General features: G+C 50.8%; 35 protein-coding genes and 1 pseudogene. 9 read left to right on the top strand and 27 right to left on the bottom strand.

Features of this window, described 5'->3' with window-relative positions; translation table 11 throughout:
• Positions 1-7: 7 nt before the first annotated feature.
• The 18 genes from A7Z29_RS19000 to A7Z29_RS19080 form a co-directional block, all read right to left on the bottom strand.
• Complete coding sequence (locus A7Z29_RS19000) at positions 8-595, bottom strand: hypothetical protein (RefSeq protein WP_123058422.1); 588 nt, start codon at positions 593-595, stop codon at positions 8-10.
• The gene (locus A7Z29_RS19005; RefSeq protein WP_105290637.1) at positions 588-1,772 is read right to left on the bottom strand and encodes a baseplate J/gp47 family protein; all 1,185 of its coding nucleotides are present in this window, start codon (positions 1,770-1,772) and stop codon (positions 588-590) included. Before A7Z29_RS19005 ends, A7Z29_RS19000 begins: the two co-directional genes overlap by 8 nt.
• Positions 1,769-2,098: a DUF2590 family protein gene (locus tag A7Z29_RS19010; RefSeq protein WP_040080368.1), complete on the bottom strand. Its 330-nt coding sequence runs from the start codon at positions 2,096-2,098 to the stop codon at positions 1,769-1,771. Before A7Z29_RS19010 ends, A7Z29_RS19005 begins: the two co-directional genes overlap by 4 nt.
• A complete protein-coding gene (locus A7Z29_RS19015; protein ID WP_105290638.1) occupies positions 2,095-4,062 on the bottom strand; it encodes a phage tail tape measure protein in 1,968 nt (655 codons plus the stop codon). The genes A7Z29_RS19010 and A7Z29_RS19015 overlap by 4 nt, the downstream gene beginning before the upstream one ends.
• Positions 4,059-4,253 (bottom strand): DUF6890 family protein, encoded by a 195-nt coding sequence (locus A7Z29_RS24100; RefSeq protein ID WP_371000211.1) that lies wholly within the window; start codon positions 4,251-4,253, stop codon positions 4,059-4,061. Before A7Z29_RS24100 ends, A7Z29_RS19015 begins: the two co-directional genes overlap by 4 nt.
• Positions 4,250-4,507, bottom strand: coding sequence for a putative phage tail assembly chaperone (locus tag A7Z29_RS19020; protein ID WP_052912093.1), 258 nt, complete (start codon positions 4,505-4,507; stop codon positions 4,250-4,252). Before A7Z29_RS19020 ends, A7Z29_RS24100 begins: the two co-directional genes overlap by 4 nt.
• The gene (locus A7Z29_RS19025; RefSeq protein WP_001270302.1) at positions 4,494-4,682 is read right to left on the bottom strand and encodes a hypothetical protein; all 189 of its coding nucleotides are present in this window, start codon (positions 4,680-4,682) and stop codon (positions 4,494-4,496) included. The genes A7Z29_RS19020 and A7Z29_RS19025 overlap by 14 nt, the downstream gene beginning before the upstream one ends.
• Complete coding sequence (locus A7Z29_RS19030) at positions 4,654-4,992, bottom strand: hypothetical protein (RefSeq protein WP_105290639.1); 339 nt, start codon at positions 4,990-4,992, stop codon at positions 4,654-4,656. Before A7Z29_RS19030 ends, A7Z29_RS19025 begins: the two co-directional genes overlap by 29 nt.
• Positions 4,992-5,333 (bottom strand): M15 family metallopeptidase, encoded by a 342-nt coding sequence (locus A7Z29_RS19035; protein WP_052912098.1) that lies wholly within the window; start codon positions 5,331-5,333, stop codon positions 4,992-4,994. Before A7Z29_RS19035 ends, A7Z29_RS19030 begins: the two co-directional genes overlap by 1 nt.
• On the bottom strand, positions 5,320-5,622 hold the full coding sequence (locus A7Z29_RS19040) for a phage holin family protein (protein ID WP_001155239.1): 303 nt from the start codon (positions 5,620-5,622) through the stop codon (positions 5,320-5,322). Before A7Z29_RS19040 ends, A7Z29_RS19035 begins: the two co-directional genes overlap by 14 nt.
• 9 nt (positions 5,623-5,631) lie before the next feature.
• Positions 5,632-6,087, bottom strand: a complete 456-nt coding sequence (locus A7Z29_RS19045) for a phage protein (protein WP_000166744.1) — start codon at positions 6,085-6,087, stop codon at positions 5,632-5,634.
• Positions 6,084-7,211 carry a DUF2586 domain-containing protein gene (locus A7Z29_RS19050; protein ID WP_105290640.1) on the bottom strand — a complete coding sequence of 376 codons (1,128 nt, stop codon included), beginning with the start codon at positions 7,209-7,211 and terminating at the stop codon, positions 6,084-6,086. Before A7Z29_RS19050 ends, A7Z29_RS19045 begins: the two co-directional genes overlap by 4 nt.
• On the bottom strand, positions 7,208-7,915 hold the full coding sequence (locus tag A7Z29_RS19055) for a hypothetical protein (protein ID WP_105290641.1): 708 nt from the start codon (positions 7,913-7,915) through the stop codon (positions 7,208-7,210). The genes A7Z29_RS19050 and A7Z29_RS19055 overlap by 4 nt, the downstream gene beginning before the upstream one ends.
• Positions 7,912-8,418, bottom strand: a complete 507-nt coding sequence (locus A7Z29_RS19060; RefSeq protein ID WP_105290642.1) for a phage tail protein — start codon at positions 8,416-8,418, stop codon at positions 7,912-7,914. The genes A7Z29_RS19055 and A7Z29_RS19060 overlap by 4 nt, the downstream gene beginning before the upstream one ends.
• Positions 8,415-8,867 (bottom strand): head completion/stabilization protein, encoded by a 453-nt coding sequence (locus A7Z29_RS19065; RefSeq protein WP_170283460.1) that lies wholly within the window; start codon positions 8,865-8,867, stop codon positions 8,415-8,417. The genes A7Z29_RS19060 and A7Z29_RS19065 overlap by 4 nt, the downstream gene beginning before the upstream one ends.
• A gap of 96 nt (positions 8,868-8,963) precedes the next feature.
• Complete coding sequence (gene gpM, locus A7Z29_RS19070) at positions 8,964-9,665, bottom strand: phage terminase small subunit (RefSeq protein ID WP_040080376.1); 702 nt, start codon at positions 9,663-9,665, stop codon at positions 8,964-8,966.
• Between the two features lie 3 nt (positions 9,666-9,668).
• Complete coding sequence (locus A7Z29_RS19075) at positions 9,669-10,691, bottom strand: phage major capsid protein, P2 family (protein ID WP_040080377.1); 1,023 nt, start codon at positions 10,689-10,691, stop codon at positions 9,669-9,671.
• A gap of 62 nt (positions 10,692-10,753) precedes the next feature.
• Entirely contained in the window at positions 10,754-11,557 is an 804-nt protein-coding gene (locus A7Z29_RS19080) for a GPO family capsid scaffolding protein (RefSeq protein ID WP_105290643.1), read from the bottom strand.
• A 161-nt stretch (positions 11,558-11,718) separates the two neighbouring features.
• On the opposite strand from A7Z29_RS19080, the gene A7Z29_RS19085 reads away from it, so the two are divergent.
• Genes A7Z29_RS19085 through A7Z29_RS19095 form a run of 3 tightly spaced genes read left to right on the top strand, consistent with a single transcriptional unit; the run spans position 11,719 to position 14,872 of the window.
• Positions 11,719-13,494 (top strand): terminase large subunit domain-containing protein, encoded by a 1,776-nt coding sequence (locus A7Z29_RS19085; RefSeq protein ID WP_105290644.1) that lies wholly within the window; start codon positions 11,719-11,721, stop codon positions 13,492-13,494.
• Positions 13,491-14,552 carry a phage portal protein gene (locus A7Z29_RS19090; protein WP_000038357.1) on the top strand — a complete coding sequence of 354 codons (1,062 nt, stop codon included), beginning with the start codon at positions 13,491-13,493 and terminating at the stop codon, positions 14,550-14,552. The genes A7Z29_RS19085 and A7Z29_RS19090 overlap by 4 nt, the downstream gene beginning before the upstream one ends.
• On the top strand, positions 14,549-14,872 hold the full coding sequence (locus A7Z29_RS19095) for an Ogr/Delta-like zinc finger protein (protein ID WP_105290645.1): 324 nt from the start codon (positions 14,549-14,551) through the stop codon (positions 14,870-14,872). Before A7Z29_RS19090 ends, A7Z29_RS19095 begins: the two co-directional genes overlap by 4 nt.
• On the opposite strand, the gene A7Z29_RS23820 is transcribed toward A7Z29_RS19095, so the two are convergent.
• The 9 genes and pseudogenes from A7Z29_RS23820 to A7Z29_RS19135 form a co-directional block, all read right to left on the bottom strand.
• Entirely contained in the window at positions 14,846-15,064 is a 219-nt protein-coding gene (locus tag A7Z29_RS23820; protein ID WP_024169177.1) for a hypothetical protein, read from the bottom strand. The genes A7Z29_RS19095 and A7Z29_RS23820 overlap by 27 nt on opposite strands.
• A gap of 115 nt (positions 15,065-15,179) precedes the next feature.
• Positions 15,180-17,195, bottom strand: coding sequence for a replication endonuclease (locus tag A7Z29_RS19105; protein WP_123058424.1), 2,016 nt, complete (start codon positions 17,193-17,195; stop codon positions 15,180-15,182).
• 7 nt (positions 17,196-17,202) lie between these two features.
• Positions 17,203-17,289 (bottom strand): annotated as a pseudogene (locus A7Z29_RS23290) (DNA adenine methylase); the annotation flags it as partial.
• A complete protein-coding gene (locus tag A7Z29_RS19110; protein WP_105290647.1) occupies positions 17,280-17,513 on the bottom strand; it encodes a DUF2732 family protein in 234 nt (77 codons plus the stop codon). The gene A7Z29_RS19110 and the pseudogene A7Z29_RS23290, both read right to left, overlap by 10 nt.
• A gap of 67 nt (positions 17,514-17,580) precedes the next feature.
• Complete coding sequence (locus A7Z29_RS19115; RefSeq protein WP_105290648.1) at positions 17,581-17,982, bottom strand: hypothetical protein; 402 nt, start codon at positions 17,980-17,982, stop codon at positions 17,581-17,583.
• The gene (locus A7Z29_RS19120) at positions 17,982-18,410 is read right to left on the bottom strand and encodes a hypothetical protein (RefSeq protein WP_105290649.1); all 429 of its coding nucleotides are present in this window, start codon (positions 18,408-18,410) and stop codon (positions 17,982-17,984) included. Before A7Z29_RS19120 ends, A7Z29_RS19115 begins: the two co-directional genes overlap by 1 nt.
• Before the next feature lie 8 nt (positions 18,411-18,418).
• Positions 18,419-18,592, bottom strand: a complete 174-nt coding sequence (locus tag A7Z29_RS23420; RefSeq protein ID WP_105290650.1) for a phage filamentation protein Fil family protein — start codon at positions 18,590-18,592, stop codon at positions 18,419-18,421.
• A 9-nt stretch (positions 18,593-18,601) separates the two neighbouring features.
• Entirely contained in the window at positions 18,602-19,105 is a 504-nt protein-coding gene (locus tag A7Z29_RS19130; RefSeq protein WP_021293717.1) for a phage regulatory CII family protein, read from the bottom strand.
• A 43-nt stretch (positions 19,106-19,148) separates the two neighbouring features.
• Positions 19,149-19,337 carry a hypothetical protein gene (locus A7Z29_RS19135; RefSeq protein ID WP_021558615.1) on the bottom strand — a complete coding sequence of 63 codons (189 nt, stop codon included), beginning with the start codon at positions 19,335-19,337 and terminating at the stop codon, positions 19,149-19,151.
• Between the two features lie 151 nt (positions 19,338-19,488).
• Here A7Z29_RS19135 and A7Z29_RS19140 point away from each other — a divergent pair, with 151 nt between their 5' ends.
• The 6 genes from A7Z29_RS19140 (at position 19,489) to gabD (ending at position 26,600) form a co-directional block, all read left to right on the top strand.
• The gene (locus A7Z29_RS19140) at positions 19,489-20,064 is read left to right on the top strand and encodes a phage repressor protein CI (protein WP_105290651.1); all 576 of its coding nucleotides are present in this window, start codon (positions 19,489-19,491) and stop codon (positions 20,062-20,064) included.
• Entirely contained in the window at positions 20,064-21,077 is a 1,014-nt protein-coding gene (locus A7Z29_RS19145; protein WP_105290652.1) for a phage integrase, read from the top strand. The genes A7Z29_RS19140 and A7Z29_RS19145 overlap by 1 nt, the downstream gene beginning before the upstream one ends.
• 99 nt (positions 21,078-21,176) lie before the next feature.
• Complete coding sequence (locus tag A7Z29_RS19150) at positions 21,177-22,097, top strand: hypothetical protein (protein WP_286135403.1); 921 nt, start codon at positions 21,177-21,179, stop codon at positions 22,095-22,097.
• Between the two features lie 766 nt (positions 22,098-22,863).
• Positions 22,864-23,841, top strand: a complete 978-nt coding sequence (gene glaH, locus A7Z29_RS19155; RefSeq protein ID WP_010345713.1) for a glutarate dioxygenase GlaH — start codon at positions 22,864-22,866, stop codon at positions 23,839-23,841.
• A 19-nt stretch (positions 23,842-23,860) separates the two neighbouring features.
• The gene (gene lhgO, locus A7Z29_RS19160; RefSeq protein WP_105290654.1) at positions 23,861-25,129 is read left to right on the top strand and encodes an L-2-hydroxyglutarate oxidase; all 1,269 of its coding nucleotides are present in this window, start codon (positions 23,861-23,863) and stop codon (positions 25,127-25,129) included.
• A gap of 22 nt (positions 25,130-25,151) precedes the next feature.
• Positions 25,152-26,600 (top strand): NADP-dependent succinate-semialdehyde dehydrogenase, encoded by a 1,449-nt coding sequence (gabD, locus tag A7Z29_RS19165; protein ID WP_000772834.1) that lies wholly within the window; start codon positions 25,152-25,154, stop codon positions 26,598-26,600.
• The last annotated feature ends 12 nt before the right edge of the window (positions 26,601-26,612 follow it).

A 26,612-nucleotide genomic window follows, 5' to 3' on the forward strand; every position in this document is an offset into this window, starting at 1 on the left:
AACCTCCTTACAAACTCGCGCTGAATGCTGCGCTGCGGGCTTCCGTCCCTGCTAACGTCGCCGGGTAAACCACATATTCCCCCTGATCCCACCCAGCCCTGATAACCAGGCTTTCAGACGTGATCACCTCAAACTGATAACGGCGGCATGTTCGCCCGTACTGGCGGATTATCTGGATCAGCAACTGCGTGTTGTCTGCAATCTGGCTGTCTGTAACCCGAACCAGAATCACATCCCAGTCGATACCCGGTTGCCGTTCTAACAGCTCCACATAACCAATCCCCAGCCGTTCAAAGATATTGATAAACCCCTCTACTGAACCGGCATCCCGCGCATTCACAAAGGCAAAAGCCACGCGTTTGCGGAACAAGGTCAACGGTTCACCATCAAAGCGGGTGATATCCCGGTCATAAGCCAGCAGGTTCAGTAATGCCGGTGTACACGTCAGCGGATCAAACTGACTCATTGGCCAGGTAACCCAGCCGTAAACCTCAGCCCAGAACCGCCGCGCCGTTTTCAGCAATTTCCCCGGTTCGCCTTTATTCATCCAGGACGGCAGGAACATCCCGGCCAGCTTTTTCATGAACTCATTCATTCTCAATATTCACCGTCAGTGATTTCAGACGCGGCACGCTCAGTTCACTGGTAATGTCTCCCAACGAAAATGTCAGTGATTCCGTCTGTGCAAAGGTTTTATGAATTTCCCGCCCCAGTTGCGAAAAGGAAAACCGCGAATATGGCCACGTCTTTCTGACGTCATAATCAGCATTTTCACGAAAGGCACAGCGGATCATGTTTTCAATGCCGCCCTTCAGAGTTTTCACTTCTTCGTCACTGAAGTTGTTCAGATTTTTGACATAAACCGTGACGGCCAGATCGTGAAGCGTTTCCGGCATGGGGTAACACTGCATATCATCACCATGCCCGTGGTGCCCCAGCGTGTTGATATAGTCATTCACCGCATCCACGAACGGCGCTGATGCCACCCCACTGTCCAGTAATAAAAAGGCGTTGGCTGTTCCTGGCCCCCTCGGTGCTTCATGCTCAAAGAAAATCCGATCGATACTCAACCCGGCAACACTGGCGATCATTGAGCGATAAACCGCATCGGTGTGGTAATTCCCCACCAGATTGAACTGATTGCGGCAACGCTCGCGCAGTTCATCATCACTTTCCTCATCAGCCCCCGGCACGGTCAACCAGTTTTCCTCACTGGCCACGTGGCTGATACCACTGACCGCCACCGGCAGAATGCGGTAATATCCGGGCGCAAGGTTATATGCGCCCCCGGTGCCAGTGGCTTTCACCGGTAGCAATGCGCTGGCCGCACCGGAAGCGATCACCACATCCTCAGTGGTAGCCAGCTCATACACTCGCCCGTTAATGCGTTCTGTCTGGATAATCGTCCCGGCTTTGACCGTCACAACGGCCTTTGCATCTTCTTTGAAGAACCGAATCCCCCCCTGTGCAGCGCTCGCCGGTTTTGCCGTGACGTTCACCGCCCAGGCCAGCAAACGCAACATGCTCCCGCTGGCTGTGGCCACAAACATATTGGCCAGCACGGTTAACACCAGAACGTCTTTAAGCCACATCACCGGGGCGGTCACAATAGCGGTGATTAATCGCCAGAACGGTGACATTCGGGATGTATTGGTGATAATTCCCTCATCTGCTGCAATTGCATTGAAGCGTTCCCGCACTTCGGCTTCCGTTACCGGCATACCGCTGTCTTTCACCACTTCTTCAAAATCAACCTGCGGTTTTTCCGTCATAAATCCACCTGCGCAGAGATCCCGCCAAAATCGTATGTACTCGCGGTTACCCACAGCCGCTTCTGACTTTCTTCACTGATTTCCACCGTACCCGGCACAATGCGTTCATCATCTTCAATCAGTAATTCCATGCGGGTAAAAATATCCGCTCTCATTGTCGGGCTACGTTCGGCGATTAATTCCGTCGCTAACCCGCTTTCAATAATGGAATGAATAATGTCCTGCCCGATACTTTTTCGGTTATTACATAATTCAGGTTCATTACCGGTATTCAGAACAAAGTCACCGCCCTGAATCAGTAAGTCGATATAGAGAACATTACTCATGCGCCAAGCTCCTGCCATTCCATAAGCTGGGATGGAGAAAGTGCTTCTTTGGTATGGAAATGCACTTCACCAATTTTCCGGCTGTTATCGGTTACAGATTTACTGTTGCTGCTGATTGTTTTGCTGATACCACCTTTATCCACACCTTTTAAATCACCACCCGTCGACAGTGTATTTCCGGTTAATGGCTGCGTGGTTTCACTGGCCAGTGAAATATCCACGCCGGGAATTTTATTCAGTTTCTGAACAATCCAGTTCCACGATTTAAGAAATCCCCCTTTGATTGACTTCCAGACATTATCAAACAGCGACATAATGTCGGTGGCCATTCCCTTTAATGCCTCAGACGGTGAAAATCCTGTCAGCAAAGAAATAAAGCTGTTCCATCCTTCACTGATATATTGCCAGGCTGAAGCAAAGATCCCCGCCAGCCATTTCACCACGGCGGCACATGTCTGGAAGGCTTCGGTATTCATCACCGCTGCTTTTATCGTGTCCCAGTGCTTAACCAGCAGATAACAACCGACAACCAGCAGCGCAATGGCACCAATCACAAGCAGGATCGGCCAGCTCATCAGGTTGATACCAATTCCGGCCATTATTGCGGCCATGCGTACCGCCAGTAACGCACCGCGCAAAAACTTCAGCGTGGTATTCCAGGCGATTACCGCCATTTGCGACAGCCAGACAGTGGCCGTGTAGATTTTCGTAACCGCCGTTAACGCCCCCCAGATCCCGCGCAGTCCCATCATGATGAATCTGGATACTCCCATCACGATATTGGCCACCGCACCCACGGCGGCAAAGCTCAGTAGTGCCATCGACGCATAACCAATCACACGGGCAATGTTAGGAAATAACTGCATCCAGCGGGCAAAGGTCTGCCCCATATCAGCCAGGCGATTCAGAACCGGATACAGCACCGGGATCAGCGTCAGCCCGATCACGGTCTGAATGGCTTTCAGGATTTGCACAAAGCGATCCCACGGCTTAACCATTTTTTGAGCCATTTCCTGGGTACGCTTCAGACCGTCCGCGCCGCCCAGTTCGGTGATGTTCCGCTGAAGTAACGCGACATTGCCGTAAAGCTGTTTAACCACTGCAGAACTGTCACCAAAGGCTGCATCCAGTTCCGCCTGGGCTTTCAGGTTCCCTTCAAGGCTTTTGCCATATTTGCCCTGCAACTTGATCAGCATTTCAGGCATGGACAGCATTTTGCCGGTGGAGTCAGTAAAGGACAGCCCCAGCTTTTTAGCGCCATCAATCGCACCAGTCATAAATCCTTCATAGGCGCTGCTGGCTTCCGTTCCCAGTGTCCGCTGAAGTTGCCCCAGAACGGCCAGCTGTTCATCCAGTCCCACGCCGTAGTTAGTCCCTACGCCGCGCGCACCTTCCATCAAATCCTTGATAGTGGCCATTTCTGTGCCAAATGTTTTGCGCATATAAAGCATCTTGCCCGCCAGCTGTTCGGCAAATTCAACCTTGCCCAGTCTGGCGGCATCGGCGGAAAAGTTACCAAACATCTGCCCCATAAATTCCGCCGTGTCCGCCGCTGTGGACTTGAGCGCAAAAGCCAGGGTATTGGCGACTTTCGTCACCTTCGGCAGTTCATTACCCGTCAGTCCGGCAATGGAAGCGTTAATATTTTCCGTGGATTTAACGAACTCCACCGCGCTGGCACCGTAGGTTGTACTGAAGCGCAGGGCATCACGCTGAACGGTCTTAAGCGCGGAATCATCGATACCTTTTGCGGCGACATCATTCAGCGCGTCATACATTTCAATTGCCGGTGATAACGCGCCCCTGATCGCCATCCCGACACCGGCCAGCGCCATCGCGCCGCCGCCAATCTGCATAAAGGCCGCTTTTGATTTTTCCGCAAAGCCGGTGACATTACCCTGCGCCTGTTTTAACGGGCGGGATAATTTATCAATCAGGCTTAATGTAAAATCTAATTGTTTCATTCAGTGCCTTTAAATGCTTTTGCCACACCATTGGCCACGGCGATCCCCGTATATTCCCAGTGCCGATTATCCAGCCATATAGCGGCGGCGATATCGTCAACAGAGTCCTGACCATGCGGTAAATAATGACGGCGTAGAATTAAATATTGTTCGAGTCCATTTCTTTCAATTTCATGGACTCGCTTTGTCAGTTTTTTACTTCAATTTCCAGTTCTGGCGCATAAATATCATTTACTTTGCCAACCAGTTGAAGTGCAGCACCCGGACGCTTTAATACTTCGGTCAGTGCTTCTTTACTTTCCGTTGCCACAATTCGCGTCAGATAGTTATGTGCCGGGGCAACTTTATTATCCATCGCCATTTCATTAATAAATTTGTTGTAGGCGGTCTGATTTGGTTCAAAAACAATATCAACACCACAAACACACAGTTTAATTTGTTCCATCACTCATACTCTCTCTTAAATTAATTTCGTCCACTAACTGATTATGACGCGCAGCACACTGGCCATAAATTTCAGGATAAATTGTCAGTAATTCCGCTGCATCTTTTCCTGTCGTACCGTTCAGGCGCGGCAGCTGCGTGGTGCATTTAGTTTTCAGGTTTTCCTGATAACGCACGCTCGGTACCAGCTGCGGCGCTGTTGTACATGCTGACAAACTCATCAGACAGACAATGATTGGTAAAAACGGGCTTAAGTATTTCCGTGCGTATCTCACGCGGTGCCACATTTTTTAACGCCTCCAGTTTATCTTCCAGCGCTCTGGCTGAATCACTGGCAATGCCCTGCATTACTTTTCGCGATTCATTACCGGCCACCTGCGCCGCTGTATTGATCGCCAGCTCTAAGCTGTCACGCCGCCAGTCAGCGGTCAGCCAGCCCCAGACAAACGCCAGCGCCACCACAACCAGCCACTGCCCGCTGCTCATCAGCGCACCCCGTTATGTTCCAGGCTGAAATGATTACCATCAGGTCTGGATTTGAAGCGTCCGCCCCAGGAACCACCCAGTGATTCCCAGTATTCCCCCAGTGGCAGATAATCTTCTGTACGGGTTTTGTACTGACCGTTCACGAACAGATTGAAATCCACCGCCAGCCGCTGGGTGTGCAGGCTGTTAGAAATGCCGCTGCCTTTCTTCGCATTCAGCGCGGCCTGTTCTGGTGTACGGTAAGCCTCACCGAACGTCAGTCTGTAGCCATGTTCTTCTGCCCAGTGGATCAGACTGGCCACCATGACTGTGAATAATTGCTGTTTTTCACTCAGGGTCATTTGTCTTGCTCCCGTTCTGCTTTCCCGCTGCACGTCTGCGCAGCCACACTTCCACCGCCTGATAACCGGCAATCCCCAGCGCCGCCCCCAGCCCCTGAATGGCCAGCGGGCTGGCATCCGGGATCTGAATTAGTACCGCCCCGGCCACCACTGAAACCAGACTGCCCAGGATCACGCGACCGGCAAACAGGCGCGGCGTGATTGGGTCATTACTGGTCAGCACATTGCCGATGGCAATCAGTGCGCCAATGATCAGCAGTGAATAAAGACTCTTTTCATGCTCCTGCATCCCTGCCCCTTATCCGATCAGGTTTTCTGTGGCTTCCGCTTCCAGATACGGCACACCGTTGATGTTGACGAATTTCGGACTGGTCACGAAATATTTGATTTTGTGCGTGGTCACGCCGCCCCCTTTCGGATCAATATCCAGCAGGTTGCTGACCTGCAATTTATTGCCGAACGTCTCCACCTTCATTTCTTCGCTACTGGCTTTGGCATAGAAAAGAAAATCAAGTGGGGGAAGCCCACGCCATGAACCCGCTGCGCGGGCTTTGGCTGTCAGCACCTGAAGTGTTTTTGAACTGACTTCAATTTCCCCTTCGGCGGCAACATCGCCGTCTACATACCCATCAGGGACGCCACGCGTCTGGGCGGCAGCGCTGTTATCCGTAATATCGAGCGTGATTTTCTCGATATGGATCAGATCGCCGTCCATATAGGTGTCAAACGACATACCCGAAATACGTTTGGTCATGCTGTGGCCTCCAGACTGGCATCCAGTAACAGACTGATGGTGATTTGCAGCGGCACTTCCCAGGTGCGCACCACAATGTAAATATCCACCGCCTTTTTGTTCTTCCAGACAATGGTCACATCACTATCCTGCGGCGGCTTCACCTCTCCCGGAAATGACACACCATTAATGCTGGCTGCAGTGGACATTTCACGCAGTGGACGGGCGAACAGTGTCTGATGTGCGGCGATACTTCCCGGCGTGCTGTTCAGCGAGCGATCTGCGATTTTACTGATAGCCAGCAGACGAACACGGCGGGCCGCTTTATCCGCAACGCGCAGGGTTTCAATCGACTGATAATCGCCGCCCTCAACATCCAGCGTGCGGCCATCTGCCCAGTAAAAACCGTCATAATCCGGGTACCACATCGGCACACTGAAACGCTGTGCTTCAAGCGCCTGAAGTGTGGCCAGTTCCAGCACTTCTCCGGTACCATCAACCGGCATTTCATCACTGCCCAGATTCATCAGAGCACCGGTTTTAACCCGCGCCGGACTGTCAGCAATGGTTACCGCACGGCTACACAGGCGACCAGCCAGCACGCCCGGTTCATTTCCCCACAAGCGGGGAACCAGCTGCACCGCTTTTTCTGCAATACCATCCTGAAGGGTGGCCATGCGTACCAGATAATCCGCCTGGGCTTCTTCATCCTGCATTCCCTGTGCGGCCAGGATGAACCACACCCAGCGGCCATACTTTGAAATCAGGGTGGTTCGTAACGTCACGGCCTGATTTACCTGCGCTTTAGCGGTCACATCGTCAGACAGCACCACGCCTTCCACAGAGCACACCACCTGCGCGGCCAGAACCGCTTTCACCCAAGCATCTGCCTCCGCATCAGCTGGCAGGACGTGAATGAACCCCCACCAGTTCTGGCCAGCGTTCGCCAGCGCAGCCAGAACATCATTTTTCAGCGGGCTGGCTTCCTCGCCCAGCAGTGAATCAAAATCACTCTGGGCATTCACCGCCAGCGTTTTCCCCACATTTTTGGTACCCGTACCGATAAACAGCAGTGTGCGTTCCACCTCATTGGTTTCACCCAACAGCTGATTTACCTGGTTTACGGTCACAATTGGCCAGGTCATGCTTTCCCCTTAATATCCTGCGCTTTAACGTCCCAGCCAAAGCCGATGGCCTGAAGCTGACGCGCCAGCGCCTTGTCAAATTCATCATCATTCATGCCCAAAAACACACGGGCAGGAAGATCCACTGTCCAGCTGGTTTTCACGGCTTTACCGCTGAGTTTTCGAATCAGCAGCCCCGCCTGGCTGTATGGCATCGTTTTGGTGATTTCGCCCAGTGTGGGCTTTTTCCATCTCTTACCGGTTTTCACCCGGTATCCCAGCGCCCGTAATTTTTTGGCCTGGGCAGGCGTCGCCATTTTCCCGGCCTCTGCCTTCCGTGGCTGATTACTGCGGCTGACCTTTACGCGCATTCCGTTTTGTTGCGCGTAACCCACTGTTCCGGCTGGTACCGGCGTTTCCCCGTTCCGGTATCCGCCGCCCTGCAAATAGATCCACACAGCCTGAATTTCTGGCATTTCACGGATATGCAGCAGCTTTGGCAGGTTGCGCAGCATCTTCCCTTTGCGTTTTGTCTTACGTCCCGGCCACTTCTGGCCATCCGGGGATTCCTGATTGCGCACATGCCGTTTTGCCGCAGCAATCACGCCATATTTGGCCAGACGCCAGATCAGACGCTGCTGTTTTCTCGGCGGCAGCTCCATGCTGGCCAGTGCCTTGCGCAATTCGGCCAGCTGTTTTTTATTCAGCTCGCCACCGGCAATCATTCGCTATCCCCCACCGGCGCACCGGCCTCATCCACGCTGTAAATACTGGCGGTCAGTGCCGTCCAGATTTCAGGCTCAACCAGTGACCAGCGCTCACCCCGCCACGGAATAGCCCCGTTTTCGTCCTGCCTGATCACCAGTTCTTCTACCATCGGAACAGTCAGCACCACAGTGGCCACTTCCTCATCCTCCACCGACACATCCCAGTCAGGTTCAGCTTCACTCAGCCCCACTTCATCCAGTAGTTCCCTGTCAGCATCATCCAGCCACGCCGCCAGTAAGGACATAAGCAACTGCGGCGGGCAAAGGCGATACGGGAAACGCTCCCAGCTCAGAACCGCGTCATATCGGATAACCGCCTGGCGATATTGTCCCAGCCCGTAATCCTTCGCCGCAGGGATGAACTTCATCTCATTCAGCACACTGTCAAATGACTGCATCGCACGGGGCGGGACGTTATCTTTAAAAAATGTGGTCAGGCTTTGGATCTGCGTCTGGCTCATACTTTTTTCACCGTTGCCCGTTTCAGCCCTTTCATACGGCGGATCACCACCGATGCTTCAGCCAGTAACCCCGCTCGGGTTTCCATACTTTCCTGTCCCGGATGAGTATCGCGCCGCCCGATAGTGGCGAACTCCCCCAGCAGATCCGCTTTTGCCCTTGCAAAAACGGCCTTCATATACTGGGCGCACAGGCTGTTCAGTCCGCCCATTTTTACACCTGGTACCTCTGCCGCCAGCGTGTAGCCTTTCGCTATCCAACTGGACTCCACGTTTTCCAGTTCCGCATTCACCTCCGCCACCGCTGCAAGCAACGCCTGGCTGATGGTATCAGCGTCAATATCTGGCGGTAGTGACCGCTGCGCTTGAAAATCCTTCAGATTCAGATCTGGCCAAAATCCGTTATTGGTCAGCGGTTCATCCTGATAATCCAGCGGCTTTCCGCTAAACATAAATCCCCCGAAAAAGGCGGACTGGCCGGTTTCCACGGCGCAGTTACACACAAGGTGTTCTGCCCTCCACCGCGTCCGCCTGGCTTGCGGTAGTCTTTACCCTTGAGTCAGTTTTCGGATACGGGCGGCAATTGTCTGCCGCGCCGTTCTGACGCCAATTTTTGAGTAGTGTTTTTCTGCAATAGCCAGCAGTTGATCGGCTTTTTCCAGCGTTTCAATATCATCCACGCCCGCCGCCGTTTTCTGGCCATCGTCATTGCGTAGCAACTCCTGACCGGCAAACTTGAACCATTTGGCCGTCACCTGCTCATGCAGTCGCCAGGTGTTTGCCACCCGCTCAAACGTTCGGGTGAAATAAGGCTCCACACTTTCCCCGCGCCCTGCGGTTTCCTGCGCCCATGCCAGCATCGTATCCGCCACGAAAGTGGGAAAATTGCTGCGTAACCGATCCGGGGTTGCCTGCTGCTGGCTGATAGCAATGTCAGCCCAGTCCAGCGCCTTATCCAGATCGCCCACGTCAAACAGCCAGATAACACACCAGGCAAAAACCGGATTTGCATACTCCTGGCCACTCTCCAGATAGGCTTCCACAGTGGGAACCCAGCGCGGCAACAGCACATTGCGTTTGTACTCGACGCGATCGGCGATGGTAGGCAGACTTCGAATATATTCCACATCCGTTTCCAGCGCCCTGACCAGCAAGTGCATGCTTTCCGTGGTTTCCAGTGCCTGGCTGCGCTTCAGCTTTTGTTCCATCGCAATACGCTGGCTGTGACGCTGCGCGGGGGAAAGTGCCATTTATCAACCCTCCACCGGTTCGGAGACTTTGCCGATTGTCACAGCGGATTCATCAATAGCCGCATACAGCTCCGGCACTTCCACCGCGTAACCTTCATTGCGCAGGTATTTGTTTTCGAACTGCTTACGATCTTCAACAAACTCCGCCTTACGCATACGGGTATTGCGCTGGGTGTAGATGTGCAGGTTAGAAAGCGGCGTAACCACCATGCGTTTACCCGGCATAAACGGCGGGATAATAGCCGGACGGCCAGCAATGGTGCTTCCCAGCATCTGCGCCGCGATTTTTTCAGTCGGACGGTCTGCTGCCTGATACAGTCGGTATTGTTCAGCTGCGACCAGATCGGCACCAACCAGAACAACCAGACGCGGGTCATTGCGGAACTGTGCCGGGATTTTGGCGTTAATCAGATCGGACGCCATTGCATCCAGTGATTTGTAATCCCCGGCCTCATCAAGCACCACGGCATCCGTCATAATCTGATTGCCGCCCAGCAGCGTTTTCATACGCTCATGCCAGCCAACGTTCACATCCTCGCCGTTCGGGTTAGTTTCCGGATCAGTGGTTTTCGCGCGACTTTTACCGTTAAAACCAATGCGCAACATATCCAGCGCAAAAGCCTGCGTGGTGAATGCCTGTACCAGGTTGTAAAACTCGTTTTCGTCCTTACCGGCGTTTGCCCAGACAGAAAGCAGATCCCAGCGCAACGCGGCACAGCTGTCTGTTTCAACCAGGGAATAGTCATTACCGTCAACGCCTACCTGACGAATGAAACGGCCATTTTCGCTGCGGCCGGTATGCAGCACAGAGGAACCGACAGAGATCACCTGGCCACTCAGCTGGTCAACATCCAGACAGGTGATCATGTTCAGGAACTCGACGGACTCCAGCAACGCAAGACGCAGCGCATTTTCCTGCGGGTCATTCAGGGAAAAATATCGACTGGTATCACGCGCACCAAACTGCTGCGCCATCCCCGCCGAATATTTATCCAGTAAATCCCGCGCACGATTATTAAGGTGCATAAAACTCCCTCGCAATTAAGCGATTTAAAAATATATTCTGGGCTAATTAGCAATAAAGCGAATTACAGGAAATTAAATTTCCCAGCTTTATCTTTTATAGTACGCCCCGGTGTACGGGTGTTTTTATTACCCAGTTCGTTAAAGCGGGTTACGATTTCTTTTGCATTATCGCGAATTGCCGCAAATTCCTGCGTATCCACCACTTCAGCAATTGTGTCAACATCACCCTGAACGTCATTCAGTTGAGTTTCAATTTTCGCCACTCGCGCTTCCAGATCGTTCACCACATTGGCAAGCGCCTGTAATTTATCTTCATCCGGAGCAGGATTATCCTGCGGCGTTTCATCTTCAAACTTTGGCTTAATACCAAACAGTTTCTGCCAGTTCTTCATTCTTGCTTCCTGTTTAATTTTTCCGTCGCGGGAAATTACACAGCTGTAATATCCCTGCTTTGTTAATTTATTGCGCCGACGACTAAAGCGCAGCCGTGTGGTGCCAACGCTGGCAGGTGTATCTGTTACCGCCAGCCCTTTCAGGTAAGTACGCCCGCTACCACGCCAGTTTTCTTCCGGCTCAATGGAGAAGAACAAAAGCTGATCTTCATGATTTGCGAAAATCAGACGCATATTCGGGCAAAGGCTGACATATAACCGTGCCAGTCCATCTTCACCATCATTCCAGGTGGCTTCCAGCACTTCACCAAAATTCCCGCAATCATCCTCATGTTCTGGCCAGATTAAAGCGACATAGTGGCTATAGTCATAGGTTTCCCCCATATCAATGATCCACTGCCGTTTAATTACCCTGCCATCAACGGTATCCCCTTCAGTAGCAACACACAGCCAGTCAGTTTTTAAATGTGACATATCCCCCCTGTTCCACTCCCTGACGCTGCAAATCAATTATTGCCAAATAAAACCGCCACCGCATTACGCTTTATTCTGAACAGTTCGGTTATAACGCTTTACCGAACAGACACGAATTAACACCACCGTTTTTTCATCACAGCCACGGCATAATTATCCGTATGGCTAAATACTCTGAAGAATTAAAAGGCGTTGTTCGCGCACTTTATCTGCGCCGCTATACGCCAAAGGAAATCGCATCTGAATTAAATCTGCCGAATGCGCGGATCGTTTACTACTGGGCGGAAAAATACAGCTGGGCGGATTTGCTCAGTTTTGAAAGCACTGAGGAAGCAATTGAACGCCGTTACCAGCTGCTGGCCAGCCGCGATAACAAAACCGAGCTCGACCTGAAAGAAATGGACATGCTCATTGCTCATGCCACGAAACTGCGTGCGCAGAGTAATAAACACAAAGAGAAAATGGCCAGCGGTCAGAGTTCCGGGCAAGCAGCTGCGCGGGACAACAATGACGACGAACCACGCAGCAAACGGAAATACAAGAAAAACGATATTACGTCGCTGACGCAGGAGGACTTTGGCGCATGGGCTGAGGAACGTCTTTTTGAATATCAGAAACACCTGCGCAATAACATTGGCCAGCTTGTCAGGAACATCCTGAAAAGCCGCCAGATCGGTGCGACCTGGTATTTTGCGTTTGAAGCGTTTGAAAATGCGGTGATGACCGGCGATCCGCAAATCTTTCTGTCAGCGTCAAAGGCACAGGCTGAAGTGTTCCGGTCTTACATCGTGAATATTGCAGAGCAGTATTTCGGTATTACGCTAACCGGCAACCCGATCCGCTTAAGCAATGGCGCAGAACTGCGTTTTCTGTCCACCAACAAAAACACCGCCCAGTCCTACAGCGGCCACCTGTACTGTGACGAATATTTCTGGGTGCCAAACTTTGCAAAACTTAACGAAGTGGCCAGCGCAATGGCCACACATGACAAGTGGCGCACCACCTATTTTTCAACGCCATCGGCAAAAACGCACCAGGCGTACCCGTTCTGGACGGGCGATGAGTGGAAACAGGGCAGCAAAAAACGTGCAGCCATTAAGTTTCCGTCCTTTGACGAAATGCGTGACGGCGGGCGGCTCTGCCCGGATGGACAATGGCGCTACGTCATTACGATGGAAGATGCCATTGCGGGCGGTTTCAACCTGGCGAATATCGAAAAACTGCGCAACCGCTACAACGACACCACTTTTAACATGCTCTATATGTGCGTGTTCGTTGACAGCAAAGATTCCGTTTTCAGCTTTTCCGACCTGGAAGCCTGCGGCGTTGAAGTCGACACCTGGCAGGATCACAACCCTGATGCAGCCCGTCCATTCGGTGACAGGCCAGTGTGGGGCGGCTTTGACCCGGCTCGCAGCGGGGATTTGTCCTGTTTTGTCATCATCGCCCCGCCGATGCTCGCCGTGGAGAAGTTCCGCGTTCTGAAGGTGATTTACTGGAAAGGCATGAACTTCCGTTACCAGGCAAAACAGATCGAGCAGTTGTTCAAAAAATATAACTTCACTTATCTGGGGGTGGACGTTACCGGCATTGGCCAGGGTGTTTTTGACAACATTCAGCATTTTGCCATGCGTGTGGCCGTCCCTATTCGTTACGACCTGAACACCAAAAATAAGCTGGTACTGAAAGCGGTGGACGTGGTGGAAAGCCAGCGTATTGAGTGGGATAAAAACCTGAAAGAGATCGCGGCCAGCTTTATGTCTGTGCGTCGAACCACCACACAAAGCGGCAACGCCATGACGTTTGTCGCTGACCGCAGCCAGGATACCGGCCACGCAGAGGCATTCTGGGCAATTACCCACGGTCTGTATAACGAACCCCTTAACTATGAAAACAAACCTAAATCCCGCTGGGGTGTAAGGAAAGAGGCAGCATGAGTAAAAAGAAACGCTTTGTTAAGCGCGACCAGCGTGGCGACAAATCAAAAAAGATGAGCATTATCACATTCGGCAAGCCTGAACCGGTTCTGACTACCGGCACAGATTACCGTGATATCTGGTACGACAATGCAGCCGATCACTTCACCCAGCCGATAGACCGGCTGGCACTCGCGCAACTGATTAATCTTAACGGTCAGCACGGCGGCATCATTCACGCCCGTAAAAACATGATTGTTTCAGACTACCAGGGGGGCGGGCTTATTCATGACCAGCTGGAAGCGGCAGCGTTTGACTATATAACCTTTGGGGATATTGCGATTGCAAAAATTCGTAACGGCTGGGGCGACGTGATCGCACTTGAACCCTTGCCCGGTCTGTATATTCGCCGCCGCAAAGTCAGAGATAACGCGCTGGATAAGCCCGGTGACTACGTAGTGTTACAGGAAGGGGAACCGCAGGTATGGCCAGAAGAAGATATTATCTTCATCAAAATGTATGACCCGCAACAGCATATCTACGGACTGCCGGACTACATCGGCGGTGTGCATTCCGCGTTACTTAACAGTGAAGCGGTCATTTTCCGACGCCGCTATTACCACAACGGTGCGCACACAGGCGGTATTCTTTATACCCGTGATCCCAGCATGACGGACGAAATGGAGGAAGAAATTGAACAGCAGCTGCGTGACAGCAAAGGGATCGGTAACTTCTCCACCATCCTTGTAAACATTCCCGGTGGAGACGGCGACGCCATCAAATTCATTGAAATGGGGGATATTTCCGCGAAGGATGAATTTGCCAACATCAAAAACATCAGCGCCCAGGACATTCTGAACGCGCACCGTTTCCCTGCTGGCCTCGCCGGTATTGTCCCGCAGAACACTGCCGGACTGGGGGATGTTGAAAAGGCTGAACGCATTTACAAGAAAAGCGAAATTGCCCCCATCCAGCGCCGCTTCATGCTGGCCGTTAACAACGATCCCGAAATCCCGGAAAGGCTACACCTTAACTTTGATTTAAGTTACACAGAATCAACGGATAAGGGTGCGGCATGAGGCGAAACAGGCTAAAATCCAGGCATCATTTAACAGCTGGAGCATGGAATATGCGAGTTCTGAAAATCGAATGCCCGGAATGCGGCTCAAAGGCTGTTATTCGTAAAACGAACAGGAAGCACCGGCAGATTGCGGATATTTACTGCGCCTGTTCAGATGTTGAGTGTGGCCACACGTTTGTTATGAATCTGACGTTCTCCCACACTCTCAGCCCCAGCGTTAAAACGGGTGATGCGATGGTGCAAAAAATACTGAATGCACTTTCACCCGATCAGCGCCAGATGGCATTAGACCTACTGAAAGCGACTCCCGCCGCCTGAAATGCCCCCATTACTGGGGGTTTTGTTCTCATACTCATCGAGCTTACTTTCTAGATCTGAAGTCAGTTCGCTCAGCCAGGCAAGTGCTATGTCTTTCTCACAGCCGGTGCAATTACTTTTAGCTATAAGCCTTGTAAACAACGCAATCCGCTGCAATGCGATAGTTTCCAAAAACAAATCCTGCACAAGCATCCTCCCAAAAACAGAATAACTGTATATAAATACAGTATACATTTAAGCACAAAATGTGAAAGTGCTTTTTCCTGCCATCTACTGACAAATGAATGCCTTTCACATACTTACACCACTACAACCACCCCGGCCACAGTTCCTGTAATGGCTCGTTTTGAGTCTCTTTAAGCCACCCGTTGCGGTAAATCAGTGCGCCCTGACCAAATCTCAAACCACTACCCCGCAGGAGAATGGCTATTTCTTCATCAGAACCATCAAAACCCCGACTGCGTAATTCCAGTTTTAACCGTCTGCGGGTTCCCCCCTCCGTACAGTTATTGACAGAACTCCAAGGGGCGGCGTTGCCGCCAGAAAAACCCGCCTCCGCTGGCGCTTCGGCCAACTTCGCAACCTTTTGCCACTTAACCAGACGGGTGCAGACTTCTGAATCAGGAACCAAAGGAGAATAAACACCCTGTACGCGCTGCACGTCCTCTGCGTATTCGTTTCCCTGTTCCGTAATTTCATAGGCCAGACGAACAACCAGATCACGGCGGGCAACCAGTGCACCGCCCTGCGCCTGGGTGTATGCAGCCCAGTCTCCGACATCAGCAGCAGCCAGAACCGCGTCCATTCTGCGATCGGTCAGCACCTGATCCCGCAACCGACGCAGCTCACGCCACACGGTAACCGGCGCACCTCCAATCTGCTGAAACTGACGAATGCGCCAGCGTGAAGCCCACGCAGAAACTGATTTAGCCATATCACGCAGGTTCTCGCCGGTTTCTTCGTCCTGCTCACCATCCAGCGCAAAACCATCAATATTTTTTGAAATGTATTTCGCGATGTAGCCCGTGGCCGAACCTTTGGTGGGATCGATAGCTTCAACGTGAAAACGCGCCTTAAGCGCCTTTTCAGATTGCAGTTCCTCAGAATCGGTAATTCTGGCGTGATAACAAAGAATATCGCGCACTGTGTCTACGTCCTGCGGGCGCATAAAAAGCAACATATGCCAGTGTGGTGTCCCGTCATGGTGAGGCTCAACAACCCGAAACCCAAATACATGAATACCCGCACGCGAGATCGCTGCGCGGGCTTTTGCCCATACGCCGCATAAATAGCGCTGGGTATCCTGCGGCGTACATCCATCCCATTGCGATACAAAGCCCCCTTTGCTGTGTACCGCATGGAAACGTGATGGCGCGGTGATGGTGTAAAACTCACCGGCCAGCCCTTCTTCATTGGCCATATCTTCAAACCCCCGCATTCTTACCATTAGCTCACAGCGACGGATCGCCGGATTTGCAACGCTGTGGTGCACCATGCTGTCCAGTGCAATGCGCAACCCCTCATCATTCAGCAGATCAAACTTTTTAAAGAACTCCAGATTCCGCTTTTTCTGGTCTATCCATTCGCCCAGGGTTTTACGGGATACATAAGCGCTGGCCGCTTTCTGCACCTGTCCCACAGCTATGGCCATATGTTCGCGCTGCGTGTCACGCGCTCGCTTCAGGCGCAGATACCACCATTCTGGCGCCATCATGCGCAGTATCCCGGATTCCGCCTTACGTGTTTCCAGTTGCCCGCCATTGGCTTCATGTTCTGCCCAGTATGGCGGCTGATTGTTCAGCATCACGGAACACGTGCATAAATGGCGGTAAGACTCCAGCGTACGGCGGCGCATCTCTGCGGCATCGTCAGTGCTGCCCACAAACTGATCGGTGAATTCATAAAGTGACTGAGAGAGCCAGCCAGATATCTGGCCAGCCAGTTTTTTGATGTCCGGGCGGTCAAGTGACGGTAGTCGCTCCAGCGACTTACCGAAAGGAAGATCAAGTGCATCAGCGGCCAGTTTGTAACGTGCAGCCACTTTGCGCAGACGTGGCAATACATTCTCACCGATAGTTTTACGCAGGAATGTATTGGCACGGCGACGCCCGTCACAACCAGCCAGCAGCTTTTCGTAACGGTTGCCGAAATACCCGGCTAACCAGTCGGGTATCTCATGCAGGTACTGGGAACGCCACTCATAATCCTGTGGGTTAACAGCCCACAGGCGACGTTCTGTGATCGTCGCATCTGACGGGGTGCTAGGCGCAAAGGTTTCACGCCGCCAGGCATTGACGGCATGGTGTTGGCCAGGCTCCAGCATATCAACCACGGTTACCTTCCGGCAGGTGGGAAAGCAGCTGTGGCATAAGGCGGGCATTGCTGCCCACCCACTCAAGTGGGGTTTTTACTGCCATGCGGCACCGCCTTTGCTGCAAATCGCTGTGGCTTCTTCGCGGATTAACTCAACGATTTCCGTTGCGCTTAAACCTTCCTTGGCTGCATGGGTGGCCAGCTTATCCAGGCGGGTGGAACACAGATCAGCAGCTGCGGCTTTACCTTCCTGCGTGGCTTTGGTGAGCATGGCCAGCAGTTCAGTGCCTGATTTTGTTACTGGTAAATTCTGACGTGTCATGTGCATTTTGGTTTCCTTAAGGCAAAAAAATCCCCGGCCACTTAAAACGTGGCCAAAAAATTCAGGCGGTTAATTAGTGAAAAGCGGGTTGTACTGTGGCGGCTGAGTAGTTCGGTGCCGGAATAAGGTGAAGCTCATACGTTGTCCGCCACCACTCCTGGATCAGCGATTTTATCTCACCAACCCCCAGCGCCCCAGCTGTGTAGAAAATCGCGCGAATCCCCGATAGTGCCTCGATCCGTGCCTCTTTGCTCTCCGCTTCGCGATACACGCAGCACCAGAAAGCGGCGTTAATAGCCAGCCAGTGGCGCGGGTTAGTCATATGTTCTGTGTCATTGAAGAAAAACGGATGCAAAGCGATACGGCCATTTTTACTGGTGCTTTTCTCTGCAAACGCCACAGCGTAGCTATGCGGGACTCCCCACACGGCCAGTTCAGCCCCCAGCGACTTACCCTCAACGGAAATAATGGTCATTAGTGATTCCCCTGCTGCTGCAACTTATGGATGATATGAGGCGCGATCACCATCTGCACCCCACTACTGCTATAAATTGGATGTACCTTTTTGATCGGGCGGTTCGCGGTGCGCTTCGAAAAATCGCTGTCACGTAAACTGCCGAAACCTTCAAACGTTAAACGCGCCCGTGAAATGCCCTGGCGCAGTTGAATCATGCCCCGATAGCCCAGGCGTTCATAAAGCTCACGCCAGCAACACTTGCTTAAGTGAGCTTTAAACCCCCCGGCACCAGAAGTAACCGCAGCAGCATGAAGAACCACTCCGCGCCACTCCGGTGTCAGGTTGTCCCACCATTCAGCAGCCTCACTGCTTTCGCTGAAGTATTTGCGGCGGATCTGCTTTAAATGCTCCAGTCCACGCTTTTGCTGCTCCTGGTTAATCGCCATAGCACCCCCTATAACCCCATCAGACGACGCCACCACGGGCGGTGCGGTTGATGGCCATTGAATTTGTGCATGTGGCCAGGGTTCCAGCGCTGACCGTTCGGCAGTTCTATCCATCCCGTTGAACCACTCGGCAACTGCATGGGTGGCGATTCTTTTTTCAGATAAGTAACAAACGCTTTCATGGTGCTCCCTCACATCAAGCCGGTGGCGTTAGCCGTCACCAGATCCACCGCTGCAGCAAGAACGGGCGCGGATTGGATACGGCTTTCAACGGTATAAGCCAACACGGATAAGCTACGGATTGCATCGCGAGCGCGATCCAGAATTTGTGTACGGCGGGCGGCGGTCATATGACCAGTTGATACGGCTTCCCCAGCAATTGCGCCCACACTGGCTGTGGCACTCAGTGCGCACAGCTGCATGTTGCCTTCTGTGGCATTGTTCACCGGTACGGATGGAAGGCAGTTAATCTGCCCCAGCATCCCATCAAGTAAACGCGCATCTTCGGTGTAATCCGTAATAGCTAAAAGCTCGTCACAGGTTAAACGGTGCGGCTGTGCCGGGTTCAATTTGTTGCGCAGGATCTGCGGCCTCATACCAACAGCAGCGGCCACATCTTCCAGATTGTGCTCAATTGCAAATGCTCGGCAAGCCGCATCAAAGTGCGCATGTTTGGAAGTCTGATAATCAAACATTGTTTTTCTTCCATCCCAATCTCAAAATCACTAAAAGTGATGATTACTTTTCACTGTTCCACGCAAGCCAATCTACAAACACATGTTCTTTCGGTTTGCTTTTAGGTTTGATTTTGAGTTTGCCGGTGTGTACCCAGTAACGTCCCGTGCGCAGTTTTATTTCAACCCTGTCGCAAAAAGTTTTCAGAGGTACCCACCTGCTTTCTGAATGTGTTGCAGCTTTAGTTTGCATACGGCAAAATTCCTCCTTCGTTTGTCACTAATGAGCGTCGGTGACAATAGTTGTTAATAATCTACAAACGGCAATTATCAGTATCTACATTCGAAACAATGCAGAGACTATTTTTAAAATTGTCGTTTGTCAATAATTGCGAACTACAAACATGACAACTTACAACATCAAGACAGGTGCACGCGAAGCAATCGAAAGGGTGTGTGAGGCCTATGGTTTTACATCCAGAATGCAGTTAGCAAATTATCTTGGAATGTCTCCAAGTGCTTTAAGTACACGTATCATGCGTGACAACTTTCCTGCTGATTTAGTGCTACTTTGTGCTCTAGAAACAGGAGCTTCTATCTACTGGCTAACCACTGGTGATGGCGTTAGATTTAATCAGGTGGCAAGTGATACCACTCGAATCTCAGCCTATAAAATCGAAGGGTCTGATATGGTTCGCCAAGCATCCGTAATTTTCGATAAGACAATACTCCCCAACTACAAAGGTGAACTTCAAATAATCAGTGATAGTTCAGTAAGATTTTTCGTAGATATCGCTGATTACCCTGTTACGGACGGTAAGTTCCTTCTTGAGTATTCTGGTACGAAAAGCATCAAAGAATTGACGTTACTTCCTGGTAACAAATTGCGGATTGACTGGGGAAAATATCCAGTTGATTGCGACGTATCTGATGTGCAATTGATTGGGAAGGTTGTGGCCACATACTTAGTGAGTGAGTAATGGCAGTTCGGAAAATCGAAAGCGGTGAATGGTTGTGCGATCTTCGCCCTAATGGGGTGAAAGGTAAGCGTATTCGTAAAAAATTCGCCACGAAAGGTGAAGCACTGGCATATGAAAAATATATCGCCAGCGAAATGGAAGGCAAACCCTGGCTGGGTGAGAAGCAAGATAATCGACGCTTATCAGATCTGATTGAGCAGTGGCATGATCTATATGGTCGAACATTAGCAGATGCCGACCGCATGATGTCGAAATTGAAAGGTATTTGTGCTGGTATGGGAAATCCGATTGCAGCACAAATCACAGCGGCGGATTTCAGCCAATACAGAGAAGGTCGCTTAAAGGGTGAAATTCCGGATATAAATGGACGTTGTATGCCGATACAACCACGGACAGTAAATCATGAGCAACGCTATCTATCTGCCGTATTTGGTACACTAAAAAAACTAGGCCATTGGTCGCTTCCAAATCCATTGGCAGGAATTCCAACCTTTAAAGTTGATGAAAAAATGGTTTCTTTTCTTTATTCAGAAGAAATCAAAACTCTTTTACAATATTTATCCGAATCTAATAGCCCGCACGTTCTCATCATCACTAAGATTTGCCTTGCTACCGGTGCAAGGTGGAGTGAAGCGGAAAATCTAGAAGGCTCTCAAGTTACGCCATACCGTATCACTTACAAAAATACGAAAAGTAGAAAGGTACGTTCTATACCTATCTCAAAAGAGCTTTATAACGAGATACCAAAAAAACGAGGCCAGTTGTTTACCCCGTGCCGTAAAACTTTCGAGCGTACTGTAGCTAAAGCGGGGATTGAACTGCCTGAAGGCCAGTGTACACATGTATTACGACATACATTTGCCAGCCACTTTATGATGAATGGCGGAAACATACTTGTTCTTAAAGAGATTTTAGGCCATTCAGATATAAAAATGACTATGATCTATGCTCACTTTGCGCCAACGCATCTTGAAGATGTAATAACAAAAAATCCTTTATCATTAATAATTTAGAGAAAAATGAACCTTACAATCAATCAATGCATCGTTTTATTTAACATTTTATTTGTGGTTGTTTACATGGGTTATTTATTCAAGATAAATGCATTCAAGATGAATGCTGAACCTCTTACGCATCAACCATTATTCAAAGCCGCACTGGCAATTCCAATAATTAGTTTTTTTCTGCTCGGATTTGTTGCATGGAATGGTCACAATGTTCAAATCGATACGGAAGGATTTAATAATTTCCTAAACATTAGTAAACTTCCTTTAGCTGTTTTATCTTTATCGATTCCACTGGGAGTAGTTGTCAATAATATTCATCGAACAATACAAACAGATAAACAAATCAAAGAAGCAGAAAAGAAAAACAAAGTGGATTTTTTCTATACCCATAGAAAAAACACTATAGAAGCATTACAACACCTTGAATCTTTAGACATTCCTTTGATAAAAAAGAACGCAAAATTAGAATTTGAAAATTGTTATTCTACATATCGTAAATGCTATCCTTATGCTTCAACTACTAATAATAATTTTGATGCTTCCAAGGACTACATACAAAATGCAGAATTAATTTGGTGCCAACTAGTTGAACTATTTAAAAAAGAAGAAATTAATGACTATACAGAGTTATACACCCATATACATAGCATTGAAAAACTATTAGAATTATTGCACAACCTTTATGGACTAAAGCGTTTAGATATTGAAAAACTCTATCAGTGCTCAACCCACGGTGAAGATGAATATATTTTATTCTTAAAAACAAAATTTTCGGATGAATTGGATATAAAAAAATATCTACAATCATACTGGCACTTTCATTTAAAAATGGTTGAGATACTTGAATATAATTTCACCACTGACTTTGTGCTACTTATGAAGGATATAATAAGTTATTCAATCAATAATCGTGATAGAAAATACCCCTTATTTCAATATCACACTACAATTGACGCAAGCGTTCCTCAGTTCATTAAGTTAAAAATCAGCAAAAGAGATCCACAAAATGTCCATGCAGAGTGTTAGCGACTGTTAAGCACTGTTAGTCAGTGTCAATCAACACATTGATTTATATGGTAATGCTTTGTTTTCCCATACTATGTAAGAGGATGTAGGAATTTCGGACGCGGGTTCAACCCCCGCCAGCTCCACCAAATAAATCAAGGGGTTACGTGAAAGCGTAGTCCCTTTTTCTTTGATTGTGGCAGCAAAATGGCGACGGATTTAACGACTCCGTATTGCTCTTCTGCTTTACAATCACAGTCTTCTCACTCCTTTTTCAATAGAGAGAAAACCATCGCCAATGTAACAAATATCTGGTTGTATTCTCTGTGCCCCGTACTGAATTGTATTAATACGTTCCTGACTTAAACCCGAATTTTTTAGCCCATTAAAATCCCCTTGTGTTCGTTGAGCCTAAAAGCATAGAGACACACATTGCTCTCCCCCCTTGCAAGAAGAATGCAGTACTAAAAATACCCTGCTTACAATGAGTTATCTCAAATTGACTCACCTTGTATTAAATCGCAGGGTAAGTTTATTTTAAAGTTTGAAATCATGCTTATACACGCCCTTACAATCCACAATAGTGCATTGTTTTAACTCGTTATTCCCCTAAAAAAGCATCTGGCACTCACCAAATCAAATGTTAACAATTTGTTGTTTTCGATCACAATAAGAAAACAATATGTCGCTTTTGTGCGCATTTTTCAGAAATGTAGATATTTTTAGATTATGGCTACGAAATGAGCATCGCCATGTCACCCTACATCTCATAAGAGGATCGCTTCTGATGAATGCACTGACCGCCGTACACACTAACGCTGTCGATTCAGGCCAGGACTATAGCGGATTCACCCTCACCCCGTCGGCGCAATCCCCTCGCCTGCTGGAACTTACCTTCTCTGAACAGACGACCAAACAGTTCCTTGAACAGGTCGCCGAGTGGCCCGTGCAGGCACTGGAGTACAAATCGTTTCTGCGTTTTCGGGTAGGCAAAATTCTTGACGACTTGTGTGCAAATCAGCTGCAACCACTGCTGTTGAAGACGTTGCTAAACCGCGCTGAAGGTGCGTTGTTGATCAATGCGGTGGGTGTCGATGATGTGAAGCAAGCGGATGAGATGGTGAAGCTGGCAACGGCGGTAGCGCATCTGATTGGTCGTTCCAATTTCGATGCCATGAGCGGTCAGTATTACGCGCGTTTTGTAGTGAAAAATGTCGATAACTCAGATAGCTATCTGCGCCAGCCGCACCGCGTAATGGAACTGCATAACGACGGCACCTACGTTGAAGAAATCACTGATTACGTGCTGATGATGAAAATCGACGAACAGAACATGCAGGGCGGAAACTCGCTGCTGCTGCATCTCGATGACTGGGAACATCTGGACCACTTTTTCAGCCATCCGCTGGCGCGCCGTCCGATGCGCTTTGCCGCGCCGCCAAGTAAAAACGTCAGTAAAGATGTATTCCATCCGGTGTTCGACGTCGATCAGCAGGGTCGCCCGGTGATGCGCTATATCGACCAGTTCGTCCAGCCAAAAGATTTCGAAGAAGGCGTGTGGCTGAGCGAGCTTTCCGATGCCATTGAAACCAGCAAAGGCATTCTGTCTGTGCCGGTTCCCGTTGGCAAATTCCTGTTGATTAACAATCTGTTCTGGCTGCACGGTCGCGACCGCTTTACCGCGCATCCGGATCTGCGTCGTGAACTGATGCGCCAGCGCGGCTATTTCGCATACGCCACTAACCACTACCAGACGCATCAGTAAGCGCAAAGGAATTGAGCGGATGTATGATTTTGTGATTATTGGCGGCGGCATCATCGGCATGTCGACCGCCATGCAACTGATTGACGTCTATCCGGATGCCCGCATTGCGCTACTGGAAAAAGAGTCCGGCCCGGCCTGCCATCAGACGGGTCACAACAGCGGCGTGATCCATGCCGGGGTCTATTACACACCCGGCAGCCTGAAAGCGCAGTTTTGCCTGGCGGGAAACCGCGCCACCAAAGCCTTTTGCGATCAAAACGGCATCCGCTACGACAACTGCGGCAAGATGCTGGTCGCCACATCCGCACTCGAAATGGATCGGATGCGCGCGTTATGGGAACGCACGGCGGCAAACGGTATCGAGCGCGAGTGGTTAAACGCCGACGAGCTGCGCGAGCGTGAACCGAATATCACCGGGCTTGGCGGTATTTTTGTGCCGTCCAGCGGCATTGTCAGCTACTGCGAAGTGACAGCGGCGATGGCAAAAATCTTCCAGGCCAGAGGCGGTGAGATTATCTATAACGCCGAAGTCAGCGGCCTTAATGAGCATAAGAATGGTGTGGTGATACGTACCCGTCAGGGCGGCGAATATGAAGCGTCGACGCTGATTAGCTGTTCCGGGCTGATGGCTGACCGGCTGGTGAAAATGCTCGGCCTCGAACCGGGCTTTATCATCTGCCCGTTCCGAGGCGAGTATTTCCGCCTCGCGCCGGAGCATAACCAGATTGTTAACCACCTGATTTACCCCATTCCCGACCCGGCAATGCCCTTTTTAGGCGTTCATCTCACCCGGATGATCGACGGCAGCGTGACCGTTGGGCCAAACGCGGTGCTGGCTTTCAAACGTGAAGGCTATCGCAAGCGCGACTTCTCATTTAGCGACACGCTGGAGATTTTGGGCTCGTCGGGGATTCGCCGGGTGCTGCAAAACCATCTACGCTCAGGACTGGGCGAGATGAAAAACTCGCTGTGCAAAAGCGGCTATCTGCGGCTGGTGCAAAAGTATTGTCCCCGGCTTTCGTTAAGCGATCTCCAGCCCTGGCCTGCCGGTGTGCGGGCGCAGGCGGTATCGCCGGACGGTAAGCTGATTGACGATTTTCTGTTTGTCACCACCCCGCGCACGATCCACACCTGCAATGCGCCCTCCCCGGCAGCGACATCAGCAATTCCTATTGGTGCGCATATTGTCAGCAAGGTACAAACGCTGTTGGCAAGCCAGAGTAACCCCGGACGCACGCTGCGAGCGGCACGTAGTGTGGATGCCTTACACGCCGCATTTAATCAATAACCTTTGAAAACAGGACGTAACAATGAAACTTAACGACAGTAACTTATTCCGCCAGCAGGCGTTGATTAACGGGGAATGGCTGGACGCCAACAATGGTGAAGTCATCGACGTCACCAATCCGGCGAACGGCGACAAGCTGGGTAGCGTGCCGAAAATGGACGCTGATGAAACCCGCGCCGCTATCGACGCCGCCAATCGCGCCCTGCCCGCCTGGCGTGCGCTTACCGCCAAAGAACGCGCCACCATTCTGCGTAACTGGTTCAATTTGATGATGGAGCACCAGGACGATTTAGCGCGCCTGATGACCCTCGAACAGGGTAAACCGCTGGCTGAAGCGAAAGGCGAAATCAGCTACGCCGCCTCCTTTATTGAGTGGTTTGCCGAAGAAGGCAAACGTATTTATGGCGACACCATTCCCGGTCATCAGGCCGATAAACGCCTGATTGTTATCAAGCAGCCGATTGGCGTTACCGCCGCTATCACGCCGTGGAACTTCCCGGCGGCGATGATTACCCGTAAAGCCGGCCCGGCGCTGGCGGCAGGCTGCACCATGGTGCTGAAACCTGCGAGTCAAACACCGTTCTCTGCGCTGGCGCTGGCGGAGCTGGCGATCCGCGCGGGCGTTCCGGCTGGCGTATTTAACGTCGTCACTGGCTCGGCGGGGGCTGTCGGTAACGAACTGACCAGCAATCCGCTGGTGCGCAAGCTGTCGTTTACCGGCTCAACCGAAATTGGCCGCCAATTAATGGAACAGTGCGCAAAAGACATCAAAAAAGTGTCGCTGGAGCTGGGCGGCAACGCACCGTTTATCGTCTTTGACGATGCCGATCTCGATAAAGCCGTGGAAGGCGCGCTGGCCTCAAAATTCCGCAACGCCGGGCAAACCTGCGTCTGCGCCAACCGTTTATACGTGCAGGACGGCGTGTATGACCGCTTTGCCGAAAAATTGCAGCAGGCGGTGAGCAAACTGCACATCGGCGACGGGCTGGATAAAGGCGTTACCATCGGGCCGCTGATCGATGAAAAAGCGGTAGCCAAAGTGGAAGAGCATATTGCCGATGCGCTGGCGAAAGGCGCTCGCGTGGTTTGCGGCGGTAAAGCGCACGAACGCGGCGGCAACTTCTTCCAGCCGACCATTCTGGTGGACGTTCCGGCTAACGCCAAAGTGTCGAAAGAAGAGACGTTTGGCCCCCTCGCCCCACTGTTCCGCTTTAAAGATGAAGCCGATGTGATTGCGCAAGCCAACGACACCGAGTTTGGTCTTGCCGCCTATTTCTACGCCCGTGATTTAAGCCGCGTCTTCCGCGTAGGCGAGGCGCTGGAGTACGGCATCGTCGGCATCAATACCGGCATTATTTCCAATGAAGTCGCCCCGTTCGGCGGTATCAAAGCCTCGGGACTGGGTCGTGAAGGTTCGAAGTATGGCATCGAAGATTACTTAGAAATCAAATATATGTGCATCGGTCTTTAACTGGAGAACGCG

The sequence above is a fragment of the Escherichia sp. MOD1-EC6842 genome (assembly GCF_002965705.1).
Lineage (GTDB): Bacteria > Pseudomonadota > Gammaproteobacteria > Enterobacterales > Enterobacteriaceae > Escherichia > Escherichia ruysiae.